This is a genomic window from Kribbella sp. NPDC059898 (assembly GCF_042730855.1).
In the GTDB taxonomy this organism is placed as follows: domain Bacteria; phylum Actinomycetota; class Actinomycetes; order Propionibacteriales; family Kribbellaceae; genus Kribbella.
Map to the genome: position 1 here is coordinate 163,644 of NZ_JBHWKR010000016.1, position 24,791 is coordinate 188,434.

Annotated in this window: 27 protein-coding genes and 1 tRNA gene; 19 read left to right on the forward strand and 9 right to left on the reverse strand. The window is 69.6% G+C overall.

From position 1 onward, the window contains the following. The first annotated feature begins 14 nt into the window (after positions 1-14). The 12 genes from ACFV9C_RS37040 (at position 15) to ACFV9C_RS37095 (ending at position 9,584) form a co-directional block, all read left to right on the forward strand. On the forward strand, positions 15-428 hold the full coding sequence (locus ACFV9C_RS37040) for an SRPBCC domain-containing protein (RefSeq protein ID WP_380201220.1): 414 nt from the start codon (positions 15-17) through the stop codon (positions 426-428). A 10-nt stretch (positions 429-438) separates the two neighbouring features. Beyond that, entirely contained in the window at positions 439-1,350 is a 912-nt protein-coding gene (locus ACFV9C_RS37045; RefSeq protein ID WP_380201222.1) for a TatD family hydrolase, read from the forward strand. Next, complete coding sequence (locus tag ACFV9C_RS37050; protein ID WP_380201224.1) at positions 1,351-1,767, forward strand: hypothetical protein; 417 nt, start codon at positions 1,351-1,353, stop codon at positions 1,765-1,767. A 135-nt stretch (positions 1,768-1,902) separates the two neighbouring features. Beyond that, positions 1,903-2,643, forward strand: a complete 741-nt coding sequence (locus ACFV9C_RS37055) for a hypothetical protein (RefSeq protein WP_380201226.1) — start codon at positions 1,903-1,905, stop codon at positions 2,641-2,643. 111 nt (positions 2,644-2,754) lie between these two features. Then, positions 2,755-3,063: a hypothetical protein gene (locus ACFV9C_RS37060; RefSeq protein ID WP_380201228.1), complete on the forward strand. Its 309-nt coding sequence runs from the start codon at positions 2,755-2,757 to the stop codon at positions 3,061-3,063. Between the two features lie 21 nt (positions 3,064-3,084). Further along, on the forward strand, positions 3,085-3,699 hold the full coding sequence (locus ACFV9C_RS37065) for a nitroreductase family protein (RefSeq protein ID WP_380201230.1): 615 nt from the start codon (positions 3,085-3,087) through the stop codon (positions 3,697-3,699). Between the two features lie 217 nt (positions 3,700-3,916). Next, positions 3,917-5,047 carry a ubiquitin-like domain-containing protein gene (locus ACFV9C_RS37070; protein ID WP_380201232.1) on the forward strand — a complete coding sequence of 377 codons (1,131 nt, stop codon included), beginning with the start codon at positions 3,917-3,919 and terminating at the stop codon, positions 5,045-5,047. Positions 5,048-5,123: 76 nt separating this feature from the next. Next, the gene (rsmA, locus tag ACFV9C_RS37075; RefSeq protein WP_380201234.1) at positions 5,124-5,942 is read left to right on the forward strand and encodes a 16S rRNA (adenine(1518)-N(6)/adenine(1519)-N(6))-dimethyltransferase RsmA; all 819 of its coding nucleotides are present in this window, start codon (positions 5,124-5,126) and stop codon (positions 5,940-5,942) included. 10 nt (positions 5,943-5,952) lie between these two features. After that, positions 5,953-6,885: a 4-(cytidine 5'-diphospho)-2-C-methyl-D-erythritol kinase gene (locus tag ACFV9C_RS37080; protein WP_380201236.1), complete on the forward strand. Its 933-nt coding sequence runs from the start codon at positions 5,953-5,955 to the stop codon at positions 6,883-6,885. A gap of 34 nt (positions 6,886-6,919) precedes the next feature. Next, the gene (locus ACFV9C_RS37085) at positions 6,920-7,168 is read left to right on the forward strand and encodes a type II toxin-antitoxin system Phd/YefM family antitoxin (RefSeq protein WP_380201238.1); all 249 of its coding nucleotides are present in this window, start codon (positions 6,920-6,922) and stop codon (positions 7,166-7,168) included. Further along, a complete protein-coding gene (locus ACFV9C_RS37090) occupies positions 7,165-7,563 on the forward strand; it encodes a type II toxin-antitoxin system VapC family toxin (protein ID WP_380201240.1) in 399 nt (132 codons plus the stop codon). The genes ACFV9C_RS37085 and ACFV9C_RS37090 overlap by 4 nt, the downstream gene beginning before the upstream one ends. A gap of 146 nt (positions 7,564-7,709) precedes the next feature. After that, positions 7,710-9,584 (forward strand): GTP-binding protein, encoded by a 1,875-nt coding sequence (locus ACFV9C_RS37095; RefSeq protein ID WP_380201242.1) that lies wholly within the window; start codon positions 7,710-7,712, stop codon positions 9,582-9,584. Here ACFV9C_RS37095 and ACFV9C_RS37100 read toward each other — a convergent pair. Beyond that, positions 9,568-10,416, reverse strand: coding sequence for a fructosamine kinase family protein (locus ACFV9C_RS37100; RefSeq protein ID WP_380201244.1), 849 nt, complete (start codon positions 10,414-10,416; stop codon positions 9,568-9,570). The two genes, ACFV9C_RS37095 and ACFV9C_RS37100, sit on opposite strands and share 17 nt — an antisense overlap. A 49-nt stretch (positions 10,417-10,465) precedes the next feature. Between ACFV9C_RS37100 and ACFV9C_RS37105 the strand changes: the two genes are divergently transcribed. Continuing rightward, positions 10,466-12,286 carry an ABC-F family ATP-binding cassette domain-containing protein gene (locus ACFV9C_RS37105; protein WP_380201246.1) on the forward strand — a complete coding sequence of 607 codons (1,821 nt, stop codon included), beginning with the start codon at positions 10,466-10,468 and terminating at the stop codon, positions 12,284-12,286. A gap of 368 nt (positions 12,287-12,654) precedes the next feature. On the opposite strand, the gene ACFV9C_RS37110 is transcribed toward ACFV9C_RS37105, so the two are convergent. Beyond that, positions 12,655-13,140, reverse strand: a complete 486-nt coding sequence (locus ACFV9C_RS37110; RefSeq protein ID WP_380201248.1) for a MarR family winged helix-turn-helix transcriptional regulator — start codon at positions 13,138-13,140, stop codon at positions 12,655-12,657. Between the two features lie 97 nt (positions 13,141-13,237). On the opposite strand from ACFV9C_RS37110, the gene ACFV9C_RS37115 reads away from it, so the two are divergent. Next, complete coding sequence (locus ACFV9C_RS37115) at positions 13,238-14,017, forward strand: methyltransferase domain-containing protein (RefSeq protein ID WP_380201250.1); 780 nt, start codon at positions 13,238-13,240, stop codon at positions 14,015-14,017. Between the two features lie 52 nt (positions 14,018-14,069). After that, entirely contained in the window at positions 14,070-14,369 is a 300-nt protein-coding gene (locus ACFV9C_RS37120; protein WP_380201252.1) for a VOC family protein, read from the forward strand. A gap of 39 nt (positions 14,370-14,408) precedes the next feature. On the opposite strand, the gene ACFV9C_RS37125 is transcribed toward ACFV9C_RS37120, so the two are convergent. The 6 genes from ACFV9C_RS37125 to ACFV9C_RS37150 all read right to left on the reverse strand — a co-directional run bounded on the left by ACFV9C_RS37125 (position 14,409) and on the right by ACFV9C_RS37150 (position 21,366). Continuing rightward, on the reverse strand, positions 14,409-16,871 hold the full coding sequence (locus ACFV9C_RS37125; RefSeq protein ID WP_380201254.1) for an ABC transporter permease: 2,463 nt from the start codon (positions 16,869-16,871) through the stop codon (positions 14,409-14,411). Position 16,872: 1 nt separating this feature from the next. Further along, complete coding sequence (locus ACFV9C_RS37130) at positions 16,873-17,652, reverse strand: ABC transporter ATP-binding protein (protein ID WP_380201256.1); 780 nt, start codon at positions 17,650-17,652, stop codon at positions 16,873-16,875. 98 nt (positions 17,653-17,750) lie between these two features. Next, a complete protein-coding gene (locus tag ACFV9C_RS37135) occupies positions 17,751-18,419 on the reverse strand; it encodes a response regulator transcription factor (RefSeq protein ID WP_380201258.1) in 669 nt (222 codons plus the stop codon). Beyond that, the gene (locus tag ACFV9C_RS37140) at positions 18,420-19,598 is read right to left on the reverse strand and encodes a sensor histidine kinase (RefSeq protein WP_380201260.1); all 1,179 of its coding nucleotides are present in this window, start codon (positions 19,596-19,598) and stop codon (positions 18,420-18,422) included. A gap of 71 nt (positions 19,599-19,669) precedes the next feature. Beyond that, a complete protein-coding gene (locus tag ACFV9C_RS37145; protein ID WP_380201262.1) occupies positions 19,670-20,311 on the reverse strand; it encodes a TetR/AcrR family transcriptional regulator in 642 nt (213 codons plus the stop codon). A gap of 59 nt (positions 20,312-20,370) precedes the next feature. Further along, on the reverse strand, positions 20,371-21,366 hold the full coding sequence (locus ACFV9C_RS37150; RefSeq protein ID WP_380201264.1) for an acyl-CoA desaturase: 996 nt from the start codon (positions 21,364-21,366) through the stop codon (positions 20,371-20,373). Positions 21,367-21,489: 123 nt separating this feature from the next. Here ACFV9C_RS37150 and ACFV9C_RS37155 point away from each other — a divergent pair. The 4 genes from ACFV9C_RS37155 to ACFV9C_RS37170 all read left to right on the forward strand — a co-directional run bounded on the left by ACFV9C_RS37155 (position 21,490) and on the right by ACFV9C_RS37170 (position 23,968). Further along, a tRNA-Gln gene (locus tag ACFV9C_RS37155) sits at positions 21,490-21,561 on the forward strand. A 171-nt stretch (positions 21,562-21,732) separates the two neighbouring features. After that, on the forward strand, positions 21,733-22,251 hold the full coding sequence (locus ACFV9C_RS37160; RefSeq protein ID WP_380201266.1) for an RNA polymerase sigma factor: 519 nt from the start codon (positions 21,733-21,735) through the stop codon (positions 22,249-22,251). Next, a complete protein-coding gene (locus ACFV9C_RS37165) occupies positions 22,244-23,404 on the forward strand; it encodes a WD40/YVTN/BNR-like repeat-containing protein (RefSeq protein ID WP_380201268.1) in 1,161 nt (386 codons plus the stop codon). Before ACFV9C_RS37160 ends, ACFV9C_RS37165 begins: the two co-directional genes overlap by 8 nt. Positions 23,405-23,446: 42 nt before the next feature. Continuing rightward, positions 23,447-23,968, forward strand: coding sequence for a hypothetical protein (locus ACFV9C_RS37170; protein WP_380201270.1), 522 nt, complete (start codon positions 23,447-23,449; stop codon positions 23,966-23,968). A gap of 4 nt (positions 23,969-23,972) precedes the next feature. Here ACFV9C_RS37170 and ACFV9C_RS37175 read toward each other — a convergent pair whose 3' ends face one another. Then, the gene (locus tag ACFV9C_RS37175) at positions 23,973-24,365 is read right to left on the reverse strand and encodes a VOC family protein (RefSeq protein ID WP_380201272.1); all 393 of its coding nucleotides are present in this window, start codon (positions 24,363-24,365) and stop codon (positions 23,973-23,975) included. Between the last annotated feature and the right edge of the window lie 426 nt (positions 24,366-24,791).

Sequence of the window (24,791 nt, forward strand, 5' to 3'; positions counted from 1 at the left end):
CGTACTGTCGGCGTATGACTGGTTATGTGGCAGTTGCCGAGATCGACATCGCGGCCTCGCCCGAGCGGGTGTGGGACGTGCTCACCAAGCCGGACGAGGTGCCGGAGCTGTGGTTCGGCGCCACGGTGGAGTCGGACTGGCAGGTCGGCAGCCCGATCACCTGGAGCGGCGAATGGCAGGGCAAGACGTACCAGGACAAGGGGGAGATCCTGGAGTTCGACCCGGGCCGCTCGCTGAAGCTGACCCATTTCAGTCCGCTGACCGGGCAGCCCGACGTACCGGAGAACTACCACACGCTCACATACACGCTGACCGGAAGTACGCACCTCAAGTTGGAACAGGACAACAACGGCAGCGAGGAAGAAGCCAAGCACGCCCAAGGCATGTGGGAAACGCTCGTCGCCAAGGTGAAGGAAGCGGCTGAGTAATCTAGGCGGCATGTCTGATGGTGTTGAGGTGGGCAGGCCGACGCGGGAGCGTGCGGCGGTCGGGGAGGACGGGCGGTCGCGGGACCGGAGCCGGCCGGCGGTGCCGGATCCGTTGCCGATCAGCGTCGTCGACGCGCACTGCCACCTCGACATCGCGGACGGCGAGGACGGCGCCTGGCTGAGCCCGGCCGAGGCGATCCGGCTCGCGGCCTCGGTCGGCGTGACCCGGATCGTGCAGGTCGGCTGCGACCTGCCCGGCGCGCAGTGGGCCGTCGAGGCGGCCACGCAGTACCCGAACCTGATCGCCGGCGTCGCCCTGCACCCGAACGAGGCCCCGAAGCTGAAGGAGACCGGCGAGCTCGACAGCGCGCTCGCCGAGATCGAACGGCTGGCGTCGAGCTCCGGCAAGGTCCGCGTGATCGGCGAGACCGGCCTCGACTACTTCCGCACCGGCGCCGACGGCCAGGCCGCCCAGCACGAGTCGTTCGCCGCCCACATCGAGCTCGCGAAGCGCCTCGGCAAGACGCTGATGATCCACGACCGCGACGCCCACGACGACGTACTCCGCATCCTCGACCGCGAAGGCGTACCGGACCGCCTCGTGATGCACTGCTTCTCCGGCGACACCGAGTTCGCCCGTGAATGCGTGAACCGCGGTGCGTACCTGAGCTTCGCCGGCGTAGTCACCTTCAAGAACGCCCAATCCCTCCGCGACGCCCTGGCCGTCACCCCCCTCGACCACATCCTGGTAGAAACCGACGCCCCCTACCTCACCCCATCCCCCTACCGAGGCAAACCCAACGCGTCGTACCTCATCCCCCACACCGTCCGCAAAATGGCCGACGTCCTCAACATCTCCGTCCCCGAACTCTGCGAGGCCCTCAACAACAACGCCAACACCGCCTTCGGAGGAGCCTGGTAGATGGTCGACTACGACGCTGTCAACGCCCAGGTGAAGTCCCTCGCCGAGTCCCTGCGCGGCGCCGACGACGCCACCGTCTCGGCCGAGATGGAACGCCTGGAGCGGCTGGCGGAGCAGATCGCCGACGAGGCTTCCCGGACGATGGCGTTGATCAGGGTGCGGAAGCTCCCGGAGCTGATCAACGGACCGAAGGCGCCCACGAGCCCCGAGTTCTGGCGCGCCTCCACCTTGCTGGCCCAGGTACTCGTGGACAAGGGCACACCCGCCGAGCGGATCGCTCATGCCGAACGCGTGAAGCGCGAGATCGGGGAGCTGTCCAGACAGGCGCCGGTGCGCGAGTCCATGACCGTCCTGCGGCTGAACTCCACGCTGGCGAGGCTGATCGAGCGCCTTCGGCAGCAGTCCCCCGACGACTGACCATGGCCGACCAGTACGTCGGGATCTCTCCGCAGTCCTGGGAGTACCGGCTGGTGGCAGCGGTGGTGCGTGCCGTCGAGCAGCGTGCCGGGAGCAGCCACGCCCGAACCAGGTGATCTTGGGGCGGGGCGGGTGGTGTTCACCACAGGGGCGTTGGAGGGGGAGTGGTTCGGGTATCGGTCGTACGACTCGTTCGGGGGTGTGCCGGGGGAGCGGGTTGTGGTGGTGCAGGACTGGGCGAGCGGGGTGGTGCGTGGGGTTGCGTTGGGCAACGAGTTGGGGCTTCGGCGGGTGGGGGCGATCGGGGCGGTGGCGGTGGACGCGCTGGCGGATCCGCAGGCAAGCACCCTCGGGTTGATCGGTGCGGGGGCTCAGGCTTTCACTCAGTTATGGGCTATCGGTGCGGTACGGCGGCTGTCGGGCGTTCGGGTGTACAGCCGGGACCCGGAGCGGCGAATGTCCTTTGTCAGAAAGGTTTCTGAGGATCTAGGACTGCGGATAGAGGCGGTCGGTTCGGCGCGGGAGGCGGTCGAGGGGGCGAACCTGGTGGTGCTCGCGACGAGCAGTGCGACGAAGGTGATCGAGCCGCAGTGGATCGCGGATGGGGCGTTCGTGACGACGCTCGGGCCGAAGCAGGTGGGGCGGGCGGAGTTCGGGCCCGAACTGATCGATCGGGCCGATCTCGCGGTGACGGATTCCGTCGCGCAGACGTCTGCGTACGATCCGCCGTACATCCTGGCCGGCACCCCGCAGCACGAACGGCTGGTCGGCCTGGGGGAGGTGCTGGACGAGCGACCGGCGGGCAGGACTGTCGTTTTCTGTTCGGTGGGGCTCGCGGGGACCGAGGCGTATCTGCTGGCGCGGCTCGTTTCGTGATCGGGCGGGCGCTCCTGGTGAACCTTTGCGGGGACCGTTGCGGGGTGCGCCGCGGTGGCGCAGTCTGAGGGTGCCGGTCTCGGGCGGGGCCGGTCCTCGAGGGGAGGGGCAATGAGCGTTCTGATGACGCTGCGGATGACTGGGGACGCGACAGCGGTGGAGAAGTTGGGCGCGGACAACGGCGCGCTCTTCCAGGGGGTGGTGGCGGACGCGTCGAGTCGCGGTCTGATCTCGCACCACTTCTACGGCAGCGGGACCGAGGTGCTGGTGGTCGACGAGTGGCCGGACGAGGCGTCGTTCCGGGCGTTCTTCGAGCATTCCGGACCGCAGATCCAGCAGATCATGGCGAAGGCGGGCGTGACGGCTGAGCCGGAGCCTGAGTTCTGGCGGCACCTGGAGGTCGGCGACGACGTGGGCTGACGCCGCTGGTAGACACCTCTCATGGAGTTCAGTGAGGTGGTCCGCAGGCGGCGGATGGTCAGGAACTACGACCCGGACCGGGCGGTCCCCGACGAGGTTCGCGAGCGGATTCTCGGGAACGGGCTGCGGGCGCCGTCCGGCGGGTTCAGCCAGGGGTGGGCGTTCCTGACGCTGGAGGGGGAGGAGCGGGAGCGGTACTGGCGGATCGCGGCCGAGGATCCGGACGAGAAGTATGTGGAATGGATCACAGGTTTGCGCCGGGCGCCGCTGCTGATCCTGGCGTTCGCGCACAAGGACGCGTACCTCGATCGGTACACCGAACCGGACAAGGGCTGGACCGATCGCGACGAGGGTCGCTGGACCGCGCCGTACTGGTACGTCGATACCGGGATGGCGGTGCTGCTGATGCTGCAGACCGTGGTCGCCGAAGGCCTGGGAGCCTGCTTTTTCGGGCCGCCCGCAGAGAAAACGAAGCGATTGCTCGACGAGTTCGGCGTACCCGCGGGGTTCGATCTGGTCGGTGTTCTGTCGGTCGGGTACCGGGCCCCGGACAAGCGGTCGCCGTCGCTGAAACGGGGTCGCCGGACGACCGCCGAAGTGGTGCATCGGGGGCACTGGGGCAATCACGCCGAGTAAGGGCGCTGTTACACCTTTTCGCGACACTCCGAACAGGGGATTGGCGCTTCCGCTACTTCTTCGTTATGGTCCCGTGATGTTGGCCGGGATCGGGGAAGTTCCCGGACGAGCACAACCCCTCGGCGGGGTCACCAAGTCTGGACAGCCGGTCCAGCGGCGGCGGCCGGTGCCTGTGCTGTCCCACCCCGTGCCCGGGTAGCCCTACCTGGGAGCTTTAGTGCGCAAGTCCATCATCGTGGCCGTCGGTGCGGCGGCTGCGTTAGCCGTCGCGGGCGGCTCCGTGGCATATGCCTCGAAGAGCAAGACCGTGAGCATCTCCGTCGACGGCCAGGTGCGGAAGGTGCACACCTTCGGCTCCACCGTGGCAGACGCGTTGAAGGACGACAAAGTTCGGGTCGGTGACCACGACAACGTCGCGCCGGGCCTGGATTCGAAGCTGAAGGACGGCCAGGAGATCGCCGTCCAGTACGGTCGCCAGCTGACCGTGAACGCCGACGGCACCAAGAAGGCCTACTGGACCACCGCGGACAGCGTGAACGAGGCGCTCGCGGACCTGGGCCTGCGGTACGACGGCGCCCAGCTGTCCACCAGCCGGAGCGCGCCGCTCGGCCGCCAGGGCCTGGAGCTGACCGTCACCACGCCGAAGACCGTGCAGATCGTGCACCTCGGCAAGACCGTGACGATCAAGTCGCTGGCGGACACCGTCGGCCAGGCCCTCACGCAGGCGAAGATCCGCTGGGACGCCGACGACCGGATCACCCCGGCCGCCGCCACCCTGTTGAAGCCCGGCGTGAACAAGATCGGTTACGTGCAGGTCGTGCAGAAGACCGTCACGAAGACCGAGGCGATCGCGCACAGCACCCAGAAGACCGACTCGGCGACGCTGGTCCAGGGCACCACCAAGACCACGACCAAGGGCACCGACGGCTCGAAGACCGTCACGTACCTGTACACCTACCTGGACGGCAAGCTGTCGACCACGAAGGTCGTCGGGTCGAAGCTGGTGACCAAGGCCGTCGACGAGCAGGTCCTGGTCGGCACCAAGCCGAAGCCGGCCGAGCCGACCAGCACGACCACCGACAACAAGCCGCCGGCGAGCACGGGCGGCAGCGGGGCGTGGGACCGGATCGCCGCGTGCGAGTCCGGCGGCAACTGGGCCTCGAACACCGGCAACGGGTACTACGGCGGTCTGCAGTTCGACCACGGCACCTGGGCGGCCTACGGCGGTACGGCGTACGCCAACAACGCGAACGGTGCGTCCAAGGCGCAGCAGATCGCGATCGCGGAGAAGGTCAAGGCCGACCGCGGCGGCTACGGCGCCTGGCCGGTGTGCGGCAAGAAGGCCTGAGCCTGACACACTGACTCACGTGTGCTCGTCTGATTCATCCACTTCCGCCGGACCGAGACTTCTCGGTCCGGCGGAAGTGCGTTCACTGGCCGCCGCGCTCGGGGTCCGCCCGACCAAGCAGCGCGGCCAGAACTTCGTCATCGACCCGAACACGGTCCGCCGGATCGTCCGCGCCGCCGATCTCACCGCGGGCGAGCACGTGCTGGAGATCGGCCCGGGGCTCGGTTCGCTGACGCTGGCGCTGCTCGCCGAGGGGCACCCGGTCACGGCGGTCGAGATCGACCCGCTGCTCGCGCGGGCGCTGCCGTCCACGGTGGCGACGTACGCGCCCGTCCAGGCGGAGCAGTTGACGGTGGTCGAGGCGGACGCGATGGAGGTCGGCCCGGAGCAGATCGGTACGCCGACCGCCTGCGTCGCGAACCTGCCGTACAACGTCGCCGTACCGGTCCTGCTGCACCTGCTCCAGGTGTCGGACGCGCTGCGGCACGGACTCGTGATGGTGCAGGCCGAGGTCGCGGACCGGCTGGCGGCGGCGCCCGGCTCCCGGACGTACGGCGTACCGTCCGCGAAGGCCGCCTGGTACGCCGACGTGCGCCGGGCCGGGCCGATCGGGCGGAACGTGTTCTGGCCGGCGCCGAACGTGGACTCCGGGCTGGTGGCGTTCGAGCGCCGCGACCCGCCGGTGACCGCGGCGACCCGGGAGGAGACGTTCGCGGTGATCGAGGCGGCGTTCTCGCAGCGCCGCAAGACGGTCCGGTCCGCGCTGGCCCGGTGGATGCCGGACCGCGACCAGCTGGACGACATCTTCAAACGCACCGGGATCGACCCGGGCTTGCGCGGCGAGATGCTGGGTATCACAGACTTCGCGGCCCTCGCTGGTGCGGCGAGGCACTAGCCTGTCCGACGTGCCACCTTCTGCTGAGGTCACGGTGCGGGCGCCGGCCAAGATCAATCTCGGTCTGTCGGTCGGCCCGCCGCGCCCGGACGGGTTCCACCCGCTCGCCACGGTGTACCAGGCCGTTGCCCTGTACGACGATGTGACCGCGGTGCTGCGGGAGGACGACGGCGAGGTCTCGGTGGAGATCTCCGGCGACTTCGCGGACGACGTACCGACCGACGAGACGAACCTCGCGGTCCGGGCGGCGCAGCTCCTGCAGGCCGAGTACGACGTGGACGAGGGCGTCGACCTGACGATCCGGAAGACGATCCCGGTCGCGGGCGGGATGGCCGGCGGGTCGACCGACGCGGCGGCGACGCTGGTGGCGTGCAACCGGCTGTGGGGCCTGCAGCTGACGCAGACCGAGCTGCAGCACCACGCGGCCGAGCTCGGCAGCGACGTACCGTTCTGCCTGGTCGGGCACACCGCGCTCGGCCAGGGCCGCGGCGAGCAGGTCACCGAGGTGATGTCCCGCGGGACGTTCCACTGGGTGTTCGCGATCGCCGACGGTGGGCTGCCGACGCCGGAGGTGTACAAGCAGCTCGACCGGATGCGTCCGCTGCGCCGGGTCGAGGCGCCGCAGGTCCGCCCGGAGCTGCTGTCGGCGCTGCTGTCCGGCAAACCCGCGGCGCTCGCGGTTGCGCTCAGCAACGACCTTCAGGCCGCCGCGCTCGCGCTCCGCCCGGAGCTCGGCGACACCCTCCAGTTCGGCCTCGAGCACGGCGCTCTGGCCGCGCAGATCTCCGGCTCCGGCCCGACCTGCCTGTTCCTCGCCGCCGACAGCCGCAGCGCCGTCGACCTCGCCGTCGACCTGGCCGAGTCCGGCCTCTGCCGGATGGTCCGCCAGGCCGAAGGCCCGGTCCCCGGCGCCCGGATCCTGCCGGCCATCGTCAGCCGGTAGTAGTATCCTTAGCTAAGTGGGCTAAGGAGGCGTGATGAGCGAGCTGGCGCAGTACAACATGCATCAGGCGAAGTCGCAGCTGTCCCGGATCGTCGACCGGGTCGAGCATGGCGAGACCGTGGTGATCAGCCGGGCGGGCAAGCCGGTCGCGAAGGTGGTGCCGCTGGCGACCGTGCTGCGGCGGACCGGGCGCGGATCGCTGGCGGGACGCATCAGCGTGTCCCCGGACTGGGACTCGGCCGAGGTGAACGAGCGGATCGCCGACGACTTCGGTCTGCTGTGACGATCCCGGCGCCGGGTGCTGCCCGGCTGCTCCTGGACACGCATGTCCTGCTCTGGTGGTTGCAGGACACCGCCGATCTGTCGGACGAACTGAAGGACCGGATCGACACCGAGCTCGAGGTCTTCGTCAGCGCCGCGACGATGTGGGAGCTGTCGATCAAAGCTGCGGCAGGAAAGCTCGAGCTGCCCGACGACCTCGCCGTCTGGGCGGAGCAGGGCGGCCTGCGAGCGCTGCCGATCGACACGACGCATGCGGTGCTGGCGGGCATGCTGCCGATGATCCATCGGGATCCGTTCGACCGGATGCTGGTCGCGCAGGCGATGGCCGACAGGTTGACGCTGGTCACGCGCGACCGCTTCATCCGGAAGTACGACGTGCAGGTTCTCGAAGCCTGAAAACCGGTCGCCACCGGCGGCCACCGCTGCTAGTTTCAGCGGAAATACCTTCGCCAGACAGGAGACCGGGATGCGCCGCGGATCGATCTACCGCATCGGTACTGATCGTTTCGACGCGTTCGCGAGGACTCTTGAAATCTCTGACGATGGGCATTGTCGCGCATGTCGACGCCGGTAAGACCAGCCTGACCGAGCGGCTGCTGTACGCCGCCGGGGTCGTCGACCGGGTCGGCCGGGTCGACGACGGGGACACCCGCACCGACTCGATGGAGCTCGAGCGGAAACGCGGCATCACGATCCGCTCGGCGGTGGTGTCGTTCCGGCTCGGCGACCTGCCGGTGAACCTGATCGACACGCCGGGGCACTCGGACTTCATCGCCGAGGTGGAGCGGGCGCTGTCGGTGCTGGACGGCGCCGTCCTGGTGATCTCCGCGGTCGAGGGCGTGCAGCCGCAGACGCGGCTGCTGATGCGTACCCTCGGCCGGCTGCGGATCCCGACGCTGCTGTTCGTGAACAAGGTCGACCGGGTCGGAGCGCGGTACGACGACCTGCTCGCGGACATCCGCCGCCTGCTGACGCCGGGCGCCGTACCGATGCAGTCGGTGCCGGACCTGGGGACCCGGGCGGCCGCCGTCGTACCGCTCGACGTGCAGCGCGCCGAGCTCGGCGAGATCCTTGCCGAACGCAACGACGACTTCCTGGAGCGGTACCTGCGCGGACCCGTCGACCAGGCGGCGGAGCTGCGGCGGCAGGTCGCGACGGCCGACGTACATCCGGTGTACTTCGGGTCCGCGATGACCGGTGTGGGCATCGACGAGGTGATCGACGGCATCCGGAACTGGTTGCCGCGGGCAACGGGATCGCCGGACGAGGACCTGCGCGCGCGGGTGTTCAAGGTCGAGCGGGTCGAGGCCGGCCAGAAGATCGCGTCCGCGCGGATCGTCAGCGGCACGCTCACCGCCCGCACCCCGGTCGCCGTCCATCCGGGCGACGGACCGGAGTACCAGGCCCGGCCGAGCGGGATCGAGCTGTACGCCGACGGCGCCCGGCGGCCGGTGGACCGCGTCGAGGCCGGGCAGATCGTCGCGTTGCGGGGCCTGAAGAGCATCCGGATCGGCGACCAGCTCGGCGTACCGTCGACGTACGCGCAGCGGCTGTTCGCGCCGCCGACGCTGGAGACCGTGGTGAGCGCGCGGGACCGGGTGCGGCTGTTCCAGGCGCTCACCCAGCTCGCCGAGCAGGACCCGCTGATCCGGGTCCGGAAGGCCGCCGAGATCACGGTCAGCCTGTACGGCGAGGTGCAGAAGGAGGTGATCGCGTCGCTGCTCGCCTCCGAGTACGGCGTCGACGTCACGTTCAGCGAGACGACGCCGATCCACGTCGAGCGGCTGAACGGCACCGGCGCCGCGACCCGGACGATGGCCGACAACCTGTGGACCGCGGGCGTCGGGTTCCGCGTCTCACCGGTTGCCGAAGGCATCGAGTACCACCTGGAGGTGGAGCTCGGCGCGCTCACCCGGGCGTTCCACACCGCGATCGAGGAGACGGTCCGGCAGACCCTGCGCCAAGGCCTGTACGGCTGGGAGATCCCGGACATCCGGGTCGCTCTCACGCACACCGAGTTCGACAACGCGACCAGTACCGCCGCCGACTTCCGCCGGCTGGTGCCGCTGGTCCTGATGCGGGCGATCGCCGAGGCCGGTACGACGGTCCTGGAGCCGGTGAACCACGTCGAGCTGGACGTCCCGCCGGACACCGTCGCCCGGATCATGGCCCATCTCGCCGAGCACCGCGGGGTCGTCACGCAGGCCACCCAGACGCACCTCGAAGGCACGATCCCGGCGGCGGCCACGCACTCGTTCGAGTCCCAACTCCCGACCCTCACTCGCGGCGAGAGCATGCTCGCCACCACGTTCGACAGCTACCACCCGGTCCCGGCCGCCCCACCACTCCGCGCCCGCACCGACGGCAACCCCCTCAATGAGAAGCAGTACCTGCTACACCTCAGTCGAACGTTTTGAGGATCGTGTGGATCTCGCTGACGGTGTCGGGTACGTCGGGGGTGTGGGCGGTGATGCAGAGCAGCTCCCGGAGGTGTAGTAGCGGGAGGCGTTCGCGCCAGCCGGGGGTCAGCGGGTGGAGCTCCTCGTACGCCGTGAAGAGGGCGTCGGAGAGGTGGTTGTAGATGAGCAGCGTCGCCAGTTCCGCCTCCGGCCAGCCGTAGTACACCGCCGGGTCGATGAGGGCGGGCGCGCCGGTGGGTGCGGGCAGCAGGTTGCCGTGCCACAGGTCGCCGTGCAGCAGGGCGGGTGCCTGCGGCGGGATCAGCTCCCCGAGCCGGCCGGCCACCCGCTCCAGGCGCCGGCGGTCCTCCGGCGGGAGCTGCTGGTGACAGTTGGGCTCCTCGAGGTACCGCAGCAGCCGGTGCTCGGCGAAGAACGCGTGACCGTCCGTGGTCCACGGGTTCCGCTGCGGCAGTACGCCGAGGTAGTTGTCCCGGTCGTACCCGAACTTGTCGGCGGTACGCCGGTGCTGCCGCGCGAGTGCCCGCCCGGCGTCCTCCCAGTACGTCGGCGACGGTTCCGGCGTACCGAGATCGGCCAGCACGATGAAGTGCGGCGTGATCCGCAACACTTCCGGTACGGCGAATCCGCCGGGCGAGCGCAACGCGTCGAGACCGTCCGCCTCCAGCGCGTACAGGTCCGGCGGGAGGTTGTCCTGGGTCTTCACGACCACAGAGCGGCCCAGCGTCGTACGGACGCGGAAGGTCTTGCTGGCGTACCCGCCTTCGAGCGGATCGGCGGAGATCGGGTCGCCCAGGGACAGGCCCTGGAGCCAGGCAGGAGTCAGCACTCGGACGATCCTGGCATGCCGGTCCGCGTCAGCTACCCTTGGGCGCGTTATGGCGGCACCTAACTTGGTCAATCTGGAAGCTGTTTCGAAGGGCTTCGGGACCCGCACACTGCTCGACTCGGTCAGTCTCGGCGTAGGCCGTGGTGAGCGGATCGGCGTGGTCGGGCGCAACGGCGACGGCAAGTCGACGCTCCTGCGGGTCCTGGCCCGGCGCGAGCCGCCGGACAGCGGACGGATCACACACAACCGCGACCTGCGGCTCGGGTACCTCGGACAGACCGACGACCTCGACCCCGAGCAGACCGTGCTGCACGCGGTCCTCGGCGACGTCGAGACCTACACCTGGGCGGCCGACCCGAGGGCCCGCTCGGTGATGGAGCACCTGCTCGGCGAGGTCGACCACGAGGCCTTGGTCGGCAGCCTGAGCGGCGGTGAGCGGCGGCGCGCGTCGCTCGCCCGGCTGCTGCTGACCGAGGTCGACCTGCTGATCCTCGACGAGCCGACGAACCACCTGGACATCGAGGCGGTCAGCTGGCTCGCCGAGCACGTCGTCGACCGGGCCGGCGCGCTGATCGTGGTCACCCACGACCGCTGGTTCCTGGACGCGGTCTGCACGGACACGTGGGAGGTCCAGGGCGGCCGCGTCACGTCGTACGACGGCGGGTACGCCGCCTACGTGCTGGCGAAGGCGGAGCGCTCCCGCACCGCCCAGGTCAGCGAGGAGAAACGGCAGAACCTGCTGCGCAAGGAGCTGGCCTGGTTGCGCCGCGGCGCCCCGGCCCGGTCCACCAAGCCCAAGTTCCGGATCGACGCGGCGAACGCCCTGATCGAGAACGAGCCGCCCCCGCGGGACAAGCTGGCGCTGTCCCAGCTGGCGACGTCGCGGCTCGGCAAGGACGTGTTCGACGCCGAGGACGTCAGCCTGAGCTTCGGTGACCGGAAGATGCTCGACCACGTCACGTTCCGGCTCGGCCCGGCGGACCGGATCGGGCTGCTCGGCCCGAACGGCGCCGGCAAGACCACGTTCCTCAAGGTGCTCACCGGGCAGCTCCCGCCGGACCACGGCCTGGTCAAGCAGGGCAAGACGGTCCGGGTCGCGAACCTCTCGCAGAACCTCGAGGAGATCGACGACTCGGTCACGGTCCTCGACCACATCACCGCGATCCGCCGGACGGCGGCGCTGGCCGGCCGCGGCGGCGAGCTGACGTCGTCGCAGCTGCTCGAGCGGTTCGGGTTCACCGGCGACAAGCTGACCACGCGGATCTCGGACCTGTCCGGCGGCGAGCGTCGCCGGCTGCAGTTGCTGCGGATCCTGCTGGACGAGCCGAACGTGCTGATCCTCGACGAGCCGACCAACGACCTGGACGTCGAGACCCTCACCGTGCTGGAGGACTTCCTCGACGGCTGGCCGGGCGTGGTCGTCACGGTCACCCACGACCGGTACTTCCTGGAGCGGGTCAGCGACATGGTTTACGCGATCATGGGCGACGGCCGGGTCCGGCACCTGCCGCGTGGCGTCGAGCAGTATCTCGACGAACTCGCGGCCGGAATTCCGCGGCGGGCGACGTCGAATGTGTTGACACCGGCCGCGGTGGTGTCAACGGATTTGCCGGCCGGTGTTAATGCCGAGATGGTTGAGCGTCCGACCGCTGACGCGGCAGCGGCCCGGGCGGCGAAGAAGGAGCTGAACCGGATCGAGCGGCAGCTCGCCAAGCTCACCGAGACCGAGGCGAAACTGCACGACCAGCTGGCCGCGAGTGCCAGCGACTACGGGCGGCTGGCCGAGCTGGACGCCGAGCTGCGCACGCTCGCGGACGAGCGCGGTGAACTGGAAACGGCCTGGTTCGAAGCGGCGGAACGCGCCGAATAGCAGGGGTTTCGAGCCGCGGCGTCCCCTCCGATCCCCTGTGATTCGGAGGGGTACGCCGAGCTCCTGGGTGAGCGGGCCCCGTGCCGGCCGGCGTTGTTCGGGCCCCGAGCCCCGGACACCGCGCAGCCGCTTTCGGCGGACCACCTCTTGCCGCCGAAGTCACCTTGTTTTGACATTTTGTAGTCGGTTGGCCACCGACGGTCATGACCCTAGTAGGGGCGTAGACCGGTGTCGATACGACAGCCTCTCGATCCTGTTGCAACTAGCAACGATTGGAACAGGGTAGGAGTGACGCATCGTCTTTTCGGATAATTCCGGCGCAATTCCTGAGGAGCTTTGTCGCGGCGAACAAAGCCTTTTGTTCTTGGCTATTCGAACGGGCGGACGAGTTCCCGCAGCACGCGCGCGATCTTCTGCTGGTCGCGCTCCCCGATGGCGCCGAGCAGGGTGCGCTCGTGGGCGAGCAGGTCCGCCATCGCGGCGTCGACCTTGTCCCGCCCGGCCGGGGTGAGCTGGACGAGCACGCCGCGCCGGTCGTTCGGGTCCGGCAGCCGCTCGACCAGGCCGCGCGCGGCCAGCCGGTCGACCCGGTTCGTCATCGTGCCGGACGTGACGAGGGTTTCCTTGAGGAGGCGCCCGGGCGACAGTTGGTACGGCGTACCGGCGCGGCGGAGGGCGGCGAGAACGTCGAACTCCCAGGACTCCAGGTCGTGCGTGTCGAAGGCCTGGCCGCGGGCGCGGTCCAGGTGCCGGGCGAGCCGGCTGACCCGGGACAGCACCTCCATCGGCGCCACGTCGAGGTCGGGGCGCTCCCGCCGCCAGGCCTCGATCAGCCGATCGACCTCGTCCTCCATGGATCCGAGCGTACCGATCAAGACTCTTGACATCAAGACAACTTGAGTGGTTAAAGTATCTCGACATCAAGATAAACCCGAGGGAAGGTGCAGGCTGATGCGCAGGTCACCGGTGTGGAGTCCGGAGCAGTACGGCACGTACGCCGACGAGCGGGCGCGGCCGTTCCGGGACCTGGTGGAGCGGGTCCGGGCGGACGACGTACGCACCGTGGTCGACCTCGGCTGCGGGCCGGGCGCGCTGACCGCGACGCTGCGGGACGCCTGGCCGGAGGCGACGATCCGCGGGATCGACAGCTCGCCGCAGATGCTCGAGGCGGCCGCGCCGTACGCCGACGACCGGCTCGGCTTCGAGCTCGGCGACGTCCGCGAGTGGACCGGATCCGGCCTGGACGTGATCGTCACGAACGCGACGCTGCAGTGGATCCCGGAGCAGCTCGACCTACTGCCCGGGTTCGTCCGGGCGCTGCGGCCGGGCGGCTGGCTGGCGATCCAGATCCCCGGCAACGGGGACGCGCCGTCGCACGCGATCCTCCGCGAGCTGGCGAACAAGCCGCCGTACGCCGAGTACGCGAAGGACACGTCGTTGCGCCCCGACGTACCGGGGCCGGCCGAGTACGTCGACGCGCTCAGTGCCCTCGGGTGTGTGGTGGACGCGTGGGAGACGACGTACTTCCACGTGCTGGCCGGGGACAACGCCGTACTCGAATGGGTGAAGGGGACCGGTGCGCGGCCGGTGCTGCAGTCGCTGCCGGACGACGTCCGGGCGGATTTCGAGGCGGAGTACGGCGCGCGGCTGGCGGAGGCGTATCCGCAGCAGGAGTACGGGACGTTGCTGCCGTTCCGGCGGATCTTCGCTGTGGCGCAGAAGAAGGGATGAGATTGTGCGACTCGATCATGTGCAGGTGTCGTGTCCGCCGGGTGGGGAGGACGTGGCCCGGGCGTTCTACCGGGACGCGCTCGGGATGACCGAGGTGGAGAAGCCAGCGCTGCTGAAGCGCCGTGGTGGCTGCTGGTTCAAGGCCGATGCCGCGGAGATCCACGTGGGTGTCGAGCAGGATTTCAAACCGGCGAAGAAGGCGCATCCGGCGCTCGCGGTGGACGACTTGGATGCTCTGGCTGCACGGCTGGAGAGCCTTGGTTTTCCGGTGACTTGGGACAACGAGACGATTCCCGGCCGCCGGCGCTTTCATACCGCCGACGGGCACGGGAACAGGGTCGAAGTTGTGTAGCGGCTCGCCCGGCCCCCTCAAGCCCGGCGAGCCGCTGGCTCATTCGGTGGCCAGGGCGCCGGCGGGTGCGACCTTGGCCGCGCGGCGGGCCGGGAGCACCGAGGCGAGCAGGCCCGCGACCGCGGCGACGGCGGCGATCGCGATCAGCAGCGTGCCGGGTACGGCGTACTCGACGGCGCCGGTCGTCGTCTGGCCGCCCATCAGTGCGCTGGTCCCGGTCCACCCGTAGATCAGGCCGAGGACGATCCCGAGCCCCGCCGCGACCACCGCCATCAGCAGCGACTCGACGGCGAGCATCCGGCGCAGCTGGCCGCGGGACAGCCCCATCGCCCGGAGCAGCGCGTTCTCCCGGGTCCGCTCCAGCACCGACAGGCTGAGCGTGTTGCCGACGCCGACCAGCGCGATCAGCACCGACACCCCGAGTAGACCGATCCCGACGATCAGCAGCACGTCGAAGATCTGCGTGTACGTCGCCCGCTTGGCCAGACCGCCCTCGACGGTCAGGTCCTTCACGCTCGGGATCGACTGCTGCACCGCGTCGATCACGTCCGGCGCGTTGGCCTTCGGGTCGGACGCCAGCCAGTACCCGGTGACCGACGCGTTCGGCGCCAGCTTCGCCAGGTCGGTCGAGGTGAGCGTGATCGGGTCCAGTCCGATCGACAGCTGCACGGTCAGCGTGAGCTTGTGCTGCCCCGCCACGATCGTGATCGGCGACCCCTCCGAGACGTTCAGCCCGCGCATCGTCGGGTACGTGAGCAGCGCCGTACCGGCCTTGAGCTTCCCGGCCAGCTCCTGGTTGTGGATCACCGAGCCTGCCTTGGCCGGGTCGATGCCGGTGGCCGACATCTCCTGGCCCGCCGCCTTCACGTCCGCCGTGCTGACCGGGATCACCTGGGTGATGCCCTTGATCTCGCGGAGCTGCTGCTCGGCGCTGGCCGGCATCTTCTCCTTCCACGCCGTCACGGTCAGGTCGACCGGGTACTGCCCGTTCATCGTCACGTCGAACGTCTTCTGCACCGAGGCGATCCCGACACACGTCAGGCTGATCAGCGTGACGCCGATGAGCAGCGCGGACGTGGTCGCCGCGGTCCGCTTCGGGTTCCGTACGGCGTTCGCGACCGCGATCCGGGCCGGTACGCCGCCACCGCGGGCGGGTAGTGCGCCGATCAGCCGGATCAGCGCCGGTACGAGCAGCGATCCGACCGCGAGTACGCCGAGGAACGAGATCACGCCGCCCGCGACGCCGATCAGCACCTGATGCATCGCGGCGCCGGCCGCCAGCAGTGCGCCGCCGCCCGCGAGGAGCAGGAAGCCGGCGAGCAACCGCAGTACTCCGGCCCGGGACCCGGCCGCCGGGGCAGCCTCCGGGCGAAGGGCGGCCAGCGGCGCCACCTTGGTCGCGCGGCGCGCCGGTACGACGGCCGCGATCAGCGTGGCCAGCGTGCCGAGCAGCAGCGGGACGAACACCGACGCCAGGTCGAGGTGCAGCGGCACCTTCGGGATGCCCCAGTCGAACTCGCGGGACAGCGCCAGCGCCAGCGCGGACAGCGCGACGCCGAACACCACGCCGACCGCGGACGCGACCACGCCGACCACGCTCGCCTCCGCGAGGACGGACGTGAACACCTGCCGCCGGGACGCCCCGACGCAGCGCAGCAACGCCATTTCGCGGGTCCGCTGCGCGATCACGATCGTGAACGTGTTGCCGATCACCAGGCACGCGACGAACAGCGCGATCAGCGCGAACATCCCGAACACGCCGCCGAGTACGTCGATGCCGTGCGTGTACTCCTCGACCTCGCGCTGGATGAACTCCTTGCCCGTGTACACCGTCAGCTCACCCGCGACCACCGCGCGGGTCGCGTCCGCGAGCTGTACCTGCGAGACGCCGGGCTTGGCGGCCAGCGCGATCGCCCGGACGAACGCGTCCGGCGAGATCACCTTCATCGCGGCCGGCGTGACCACCGCGGGCGCCGTACCGACGGACTTCTCGTCGTCGACCAGGCCGACCACGCGCAGCGTCCAGGACTTGCCCTCGAACGCGCTCAGCCGCAGCTGGTCGCCCACGCCGACCTTGTGCTTGGCCGCCTGCCGGGCCGGGATCGCGATCTCGTCCGTTGCGGTCGGCAACCGTCCGGAGGAGGTGCCGGGGCCGGCGATCACGGTGCTGTCGTGCAGCGTGTCGATCTCGATCCCGGTCGGCCGGACCAGGTCCGGATACGCGGCGTTCAGGTACGCCGTGGTGAGCGTGACGACCGCCTTCGCCTGGGACAGCCGCTGTGCCTTCGCGATGTCGGCCGGCGAGATCGTCGCCCGGGACGGGTACACGACCGCGTCGACGCCCTGGTACTGCGCGCCGATCGTCTCGTCGATGCCGTGCGACGCCGACGAGTGCACGATCATCGCGAGCGAGCCGAACCCGACCCCGAGGACGATCGCCAGGCACGCGGCGACCAGCCGGCCGAGGTGGGCGCGCAGCGAGGAGAGGAGTGAACGTCGCACGTCAGGCCCCCAGCTGCCGCAGCGCGTCCAGGACGCTCTCCGGGGTGGGCTGCTGCAGCTCGCCGGCCAGCTTGCCGTCGGCGAGCATCACCACGCGGTCGGCGTACGACGCGGCCAGCGGGTCGTGCGTCACCATCACCACGGTCTGCCCGAACTCGCGGACCGAGCGGCGCAGGAACCCGAGCACCTCCGCCCCGGACCGGGAGTCCAGGTTGCCGGTCGGCTCGTCGGCGAACACCGCTTCCGGCCGGCCGACCAGCGCCCGGGCCACCGCGACCCGCTGCTGCTGACCCCCGGACAGCTCCGCCGGGCGGTGCGTGAGCCGGTCCGCCAGGCCGAGTACGTCGATCAGCGTGTCCAGCCACTGCTGGTCCGGCTTGCGGTTGCCGAGCTCCAGCGGCAGCAGGATGTTGTCCTTCGCGGTCAGCATCGGCAGCAGGTTGAACGACTGGAACACGAAACCGATCCGGTCCCGGCGGATCTTGGTCAGCTCCGCGTCCGCGAGCCGGGTCAGCTCGGTCTCGCCGAGCAGGACCTGGCCGCTGGTTGGCGTGTCCAGCCCGGCCAGGCAGTGCATCAGCGTCGACTTGCCGGACCCGGACGGGCCCATGATCGCGGTGAACCGGCCGACCCCGAAGTCCACCGAGACCCCGTCGAGGGCGGCCACCGCGGTGTCGCCCTGCCCGTACACCTTGCGCAGCTCGTGGGCGCGGATCGCGGTCCGCGGCGTACCGTCCTGCGGCAACCGGCCGACCGCGGGCTGCGGCGTCTGCAAGCTCATGTCACTCCTCGACTCAACTGAACGTTGGTGAAGAAGTTACTGAGCGGAGCCGCCGATCTCGTCGGACCGCAGACTGGAGTCCGCGTACGACCTGGGTATTACTTGGTGGGTTTCACCAGTCCGGTCTCGTACCCCAGGACTACCAGGGCGACCCGGTCGCGGAGGCCGGTCTTGGCCAGGATCCGGCCGATGTGCGTCTTGACCGTTGCCTCGGACAACGTGAAGAGCTTGGCGATCTCGGTGTTCGACAGGCCGCGGGCGACCTCGATCAGCACCTCGCGCTCGCGGGCCGTCAGGTCGGCCAGGTCCGGGCGCTCGGTCGCGGTGTCGGGCAGCGCGCCGGCGAAGTGCTCCAGCAGGCGTTTCGTCGTACTGGGGGAGACGACCGCGTCCCCGGAGTGCACCTGGCGGATCGCGCTCAGCAGGTCGGCGGGCGGAGTGTTCTTGAGCAGGAAGCCGGCCGCACCGGCCTTGATCGCGGCGAACGCGTACTCGTCCAGGTCGAAGGTGGTCAGCACGATCACCTTGGGGGCCTGGGGCAACGAGTTCAGCTGCCGAGTCGCCTCGACACCGTCCAGCCGCGGCATCCGGACGTCCATCAGTACGACATCGCACGCGGTCACCTGGATCTTTTCCACCGCCTCGCCGCCGTCACCCGCCTGGCCGACCACCCGCATGTCGGCCTGCGAGTCCACCAGCATCGTGAACCCGGCCCGGACCAGCTCCTGGTCGTCGACAAGGAAGACCCGGATCACTTCGTCTGACACTTACCCTCCGTTGGGCAGGTTGTACGGCAGCCTGGCGACCACCTCGTACCCGCCGCCTGCCTTCGGTCCGGCGTTCACCGTACCGCCCGAGACCGAGACGCGCTGCCGCATCCCGACCAGGCCGTGCCCCGGATCCGCGCTCGGCGCGACCCCGGCCCCGCGGCCGTCGTCGGTGACCACCACGGTCAGCATCTCGCGCCCGAAGTCCAGCGCGACGGAGGTGCGCGCTCCCGGCCCGGCGTGTTTCAGCGTGTTGGTCAGCCCCTCCTGCACGATCCGGTACGCCGTGAGGCCCAGCAGCGCGGGCAGTTCGCGGGGCTGACCGGTGACCGCGTACTCGACGGCCAGGCCGGCCTCGCGGACCTTCTCGATCAGTTCCGGGAGACTGGAAACACCCGGCTGCGGGCGCGGCTGGTGCGGGCCGAGTTCGGACTGCTCGTCCTGTTTCAGCAGGCCGAGCATCTTCCGCATCTCGGTCAGGCTGGCGCGGCCGGTGTCGCCGATCGTCGCGAGCGCCTTCTTCGCGGCCTCCGGGGACTGGTCCGCGGCGTACAGGCCGCCGTCGGCCTGCACGATCATGATCGACAGGCCGTGCGCGACCACGTCGTGGATCTCGCGCGCGATCCGGGTCCGTTCGTTGCTGACGGCGAGTTTCGACTCGCGGTCGCGGTCCCGTTCGAGCTGGGCGGCCCGTTCCTCGAGCTGTGCGACGTACAGGCCTCGGGTTCGGCGGCGTTCGCCGAACGCCCAGACCCCGAAGACGAGCGCGGCCAGCCCGCCCATCGTCGTGACCTGCTGCTTCCAGTCCGAGTTGGCCCAGTACCGCGACGTCGCCATCAGTACGCCGAGGCCGCCGATGCCCAGCGCGATCCGGCTCAGGCGTACGTCGCCGTACACGGTGATCGCGTAGAGAGCGATGAGGAGGCCGACGTTGCCGGGCTGCAGTTCGACACCGGCCAGCCACTGCAGCGTGGCGACCGAGCAGACGGCGAAGAAGACCAGCTCGGGGTGCGTCCGGCGCCAGATCAGCGGCACCAGCATGCCGAACGCGAGCAGCCCGCCGAAGTGCGCCTGGGCGAGCGACAGGAAGCCGAAGACCATGCAGAGGCTGCCCGCGAGAAGCAGGTCGAACGCCTTGCTCCGGGCAGGCAACGGCCGCGCGGTGAAGATCCCCGTCATGCCCGCCAGGGTACGGGCTGAGACCTTTTCGGGGGTCATGCCGCGGACTGATGTCGGCGTACGACCGGGGTCTACTTGTGCGGGCGGGTCGAGAGGATGGGCTTCGCCTCGAGGCCGGACAGCCCGTTCCAGGCGAGGTTGACCAGATGTGCGGCGACGTCCTGCTTCTTCGGCTTACGGGCGTCCAGCCACCACTGGCCGGTGAGCGCGACCATCCCGACCAGCATCTGCGCGTACATCGGGGCGTTCTTCGGGTCCAGGCCGCGGCGCTTGAACTCCTCGGCCAGGATGTGCTCGACCCGGGTCGCGACGTCGCTCAGGATCGAGATGAACGAGCCCGTCGACGACCCGACCGGCGAGTCCCGGACCAGGATCCGGAAACCGTCAGCGTTGTGCTCGATGTAGTCGAGCAGCGCCAGCGCGGCCTGCTCGACCAGTTCGTGCGCCCGGCCCGCCGTCAGCGACTGCGTGACGCCGTCGAGCAACGCCCGTACCTCGCGGTCCACGACCACGGCGTACAGACCTTCCTTGCCGCCGAAGTGTTCGTACACGACCGGCTTGGAGACCTCGGCGCGGGCCGCGATCTCCTCGACCGAGGTGCCCTCGTAACCCCGCTGCGCGAACAGGCCGCGGGCGATCGTGATGAGTTGCTCGCGACGCTCGGCACTGGTCATCCGGATCCGGCCGGACCGCCGCGGTTTGGGTTCCGTCACGTCGTGATCACGTCAGCATCATGCCGTACTTCCGGTGCTGCAGGGGTAGGTTTTCGCTCTCAGGCAGCTTTCAGCGTACGCGTCGAAGCGTCCACCCGGCGGGCTTCCAGCCGCTCCTTGACCGGCCACCGGACATCCGACACCCAGCCGCGCTTCTCGAAGAACCAGATGCACCGCGCCGACGTGTCCAGCTGCCCCTTGAGTACGCCGTGCCGCGCGCAGGTCGGGTCCGAGTGGTGCAGGTTGTGCCACGACTCGCCCTGGCTGAGGATCGCCAGCCACCACACGTTGCCGGACTTGTCCCGGCTCTTGAACGGCCGGTCGCCGATCGTGTGGCAGATCGAGTTGATCGACCAGGTCACGTGGTGCAGCAGCGCGATCCGGACCAGGCTGGCCCAGAAGAACGCGGTCAGCGCGCCCGTCCACGACCAGGACCAGAGGCCGCCGATGGCCGCCGGCGCGAGCAGGCTCACGGCCACCAGCAGCGGGAACATGCGGGAGACCTTGACCACGTCCTTGTCCCGCAGCAGGTCCGGCGCGTACTGCCGCTGCGGGGTCTGCTCGGTGTCGAACAGCCAGCCGACGTGCGCGTGGAAGAACCCCTTGGTCAGCGCGCCCATCGTGTGCCCGTACTTCCACGGGCTGTGCGGGTCGCCGTCGCGGTCGGAGAACTTGTGGTGCTTGCGGTGGTCCGCCACCCAGCGGATCACCGGCCCCTCGATCGCCAGCGAACCGGCGATCGCGAGCGCGTACTTCAGCGGCCGGTTCGGCTTGAACGACTTGTGCGTGAACAGCCGGTGGAAACCGATCGAGATCCCGTGCCCGGCGACCGTGTAGAACACCACCGCGAGGACGATGTCGCGCCACCCGAGGAACCCGCCCCACGCGATCGGCACCGCCGCCAGCACCGCCAGGAACGGGATGCCGATGAACAACGCCAGCGCCACCTGCTCCCAGAGCTTCTTCTGCTCGCCACCGAGAGTCCCGGTGTCGACCTCGTCGACGGACGCGGTACGGGTGGGCGCGTCCGGAACGGTCGCAGTGGGTGGAGTCATGACGTGTCTTCCCTCGCCTCCGGGGGTCGTTACCTACGCCACCGTAACCTACGGACCCGTAGGTAAGGAACCCCTCAGCGTGTCGTGCACGCCACTCGTGGCAAACTGTCCCGGCAACCACGATCCCCCGTGGGGTAATCGGCAGCCCGCGAGACTTTGAATCTCGAAGACCAGGATCGAAACCTGGCGGGGGAGCAGCGCAAACCCCGGCTCGGGACCCTCTGAGCCGGGGTTTTTGCCAACAGGCCGACGATTTCACCCTGCTGTCGAGATCAGCCCACCCATTTGATGCCTCGGTTTGCGTGATGCAACCGGATCGGTCTGTCAGGACTCGTGAGGGCAAAGGGTCCGATCTGGGGAGCGGTGATGGCTGACGGCGACACGGCCGAGATGGTGCGGGAGCTGTACGAGGGGTGTTACCGGCGCCTCGTCGGGCAGTTGTTCGCGATCTGCGGGAACCTCGGCGAGGCCGAGGACGCCGTACAGGAGGCGTTCGTCCGGGCCGTCGAGAAGCCCCGGCGGTTCGGCCAGCTCGACAACCCGGAGGCGTGGCTGCGTGCGGTCGCGCTGAACGCCGTACGGCGGCGGTACCGGCGCGCGAACCGCTTCCACGGGTTGCTGTCGCGCACCGGTGTCCCCGAGACGACGACCGCCGGTATGTCGGCGGACCGGGTCGCGCTGGTCGAGGCCCTGCGGCAGCTCCCGTACGAGCAGCGAGAGGCGATCGTGCTGCACCACATCGTCGACCTGCCGGTGCGCGAGATCGCCGTACAGCTGGGTGCGCCGGAGGGGACCGTGAAGGCGCGCCTGTCCCGCGGCCGGGCCGCGCTGGCGCCGCTGGTCCACGAGTTCGCCGACGACGCCGAGGAGGTCAACCATGTCTGAGCTGAAGGAACTGTCCTGGGAGGTCCAGGAGACCGTCGAGCCGTTGCCCTTCGAGCTGCTCGAACGTCGTGGCGTACGCCGCCGGCGCCGGCGGCAGGCGTTGACCGGGGCGGGCGTCGTCCTCGCCGTGACGGTCGCGGTGCTGGCCGCCGTACTGCCGTTCCGGAACGTCACCGGCACCGAGCGGCCGCCGGCCTCGATGCCGGTCGACCACGCCGCCGAGAAGCTGATCGCGGACAAGAAGTCGGGCGCGGCCGGTATCGCGTTCGCCTCGCCCAAGCGGTGGGTCTCGGTGTGGTCGTCGCCGCAGGCCGGATACACCTATGCGTACGCCGCGGTGTTGTTCCGGGACGGGGTGCGGACCACCGCGCCGGTGCGTAAGAACGGGTGGACCGCGGTGCGGGACGGCGCCGACGTACTGGCAGTGTCGATGCCGACGAGCATGAAGGGGACCGATCCGACCTGGGCCCAGACTCTGATGGTGCGCCTGACCGACCAAGGGCGGGTGGAGAAGAAGCTGCGGTGGGCTGCGCCGGCGACCGAGTTCACCGACCGCGAGGTGCTGCTGGCGTACGGCACGCTCCGGGCGCTGGACCCGGACACCGGCGTACTGCGGGAGGTGAAGATCCCCGGGGTTGACAACGCTATCGAGCCCCAACGCGACAGTACGGGCCGATGGTGGGTGGTCGGCGCCAAGAACAGCGGCGTCGGCAACCTCTACTGGACCGACGACCTCGGCAAGACCTGGGGCCACTCCGTCATCAGCCCCGGTCGATTCAACGGCGCCCTGAGCGTCAGCCCGAACGGCCGAACTCTCATGGTGATCCCCGGCAACAAGCCCGGAGGCCGCGACGAACAGGTGCCGCTGCGGATGTCGACCGACCGCGGCGAACACTGGACCACCGTCGCCACCCGCGACGAGCCGTACCTCCAGTCACCCGTTGCCTTCGACAACGGAACCGGCCTCGCCCTCTACCAGGGCAAACACCGCGAACTCCTCCGCCCCGGCGCCGGCAAACCCCTCACCCCACCCACCGACCTGGGCAGCCTGACCGCCGTCGGCGACTTCCTCTACGCCCTCCAGTACAACGGCAACCAGGCACTCACCAGCACCAACCACGGCGAGACCTGGAAGTACTTCGTACCCCGCTGAGGAGGTTTCCGCTGCGGCATCTGACTCTGTACGGTTCCGTGGATGGAGCGCGTGTTGCTGGACCAGACGATCCGGACGGACTACGGGCAGTTCGATCTTGTGTGGGGTGGTGGTTTCGGCTTCGACGGGGACGCGGACCGGTTCTTCGCGGGGCAGGTCAACGGCCTCGCGGGTGCCGCCCACGGCGATGGGGTCTACCTGCATTTCGCGCGGCGATCCGGTGCACCACTGCGGATCGTGCTGATGGACGAAGCGCCGCCCGACTCCTCGTCGTGGGAGGACGTGGTCGAGGTGTCGGTCGACGTACCGCCCGGAGAGGCCGTCGGCTGGTCCTCGTGGGGCGGCGGGTCCGGCGGCCGCCTCGAAGGATTGGCCGGCAGCTACCGGCTCCGGCTGAACGCCCGCGGCCGCGACGCCGCCCGGACCGGCGAGTCCGGGAACGGCCTCCTCGACGAGTACCTCATCCAGCTGTGGCCGGCTCCCGCCGAGCCCGACGCGATCCTGCGCGCAGAGACCGCCGACGCCGCATACTGGCACGACGCCTGGGGAAACCGCCGCACCTGATGCCTTACACGTCGGGTTCGGGGACCCAGCAGAGGCAGAACGGGTGGCCGGCCGGGTCGGCGTACACCTGGACTCCACGTGCGGCCGCGCGGTCTTCCGCGGGTTTGAGGAGACGGGCGCCGAGGTTGATCGCCCGCTCGTGGGCGGCGTCGTGCGCTGCGAGGCCCTCGAAGTACAGGTCGAGGTGGATCTGCTGTGCCGGCGTACCGTCGGGCCAGTCCGGGGGTACGTGATTGGGCGCGAGTTGTACGCCGAGCGCCCACCCACCATCAACCCAAACCGCCCGCCACGTACTCCCCCACTCCTCGACCCGCCCATCCAGGAACGCGCCCCAGAAAGCACTCTCGGCATCAATATCAGCAGCGTCGAACACGATCATCCGGTGCTTGATCTCCATTCCAACCAGTCTGCCGTCTGTTGCCGCTACCGGTGGCGGGGTGGGGGTTGGGGGCGGCGGTGGGCGTGGATTACTGCGGTGGTCCAGGTGGCCAGGGCTAGGAGTAGGCCGATTGTTGCGCCGGTTGCGGAGGAGTTGAAGAGGCTGCCGAGGGTGGCGCCGGCTGTGGTGAGGGGGAGGGCGGTGGCGGTCAGAAGGCCGAAGGAGTCGCCCGTGGTGCCTAGGTCTCGGAGGCGTTTGGTGAGGGGGCGGCGGGGTGTGTGGTTAGGAGGAGCTGGGCGGACACGATGAGTGTGATCGCCAGCGCCAGTAGATACGGCACGGTGCGCATCTAGTGTCCCCCGCCAGGAATCCTTTGAATATATGCGTTGAGTCGTTCGAAGATCTGGTCGGCGGTCTTGGTCCAGGTGAACGGTCGCGGGTTGT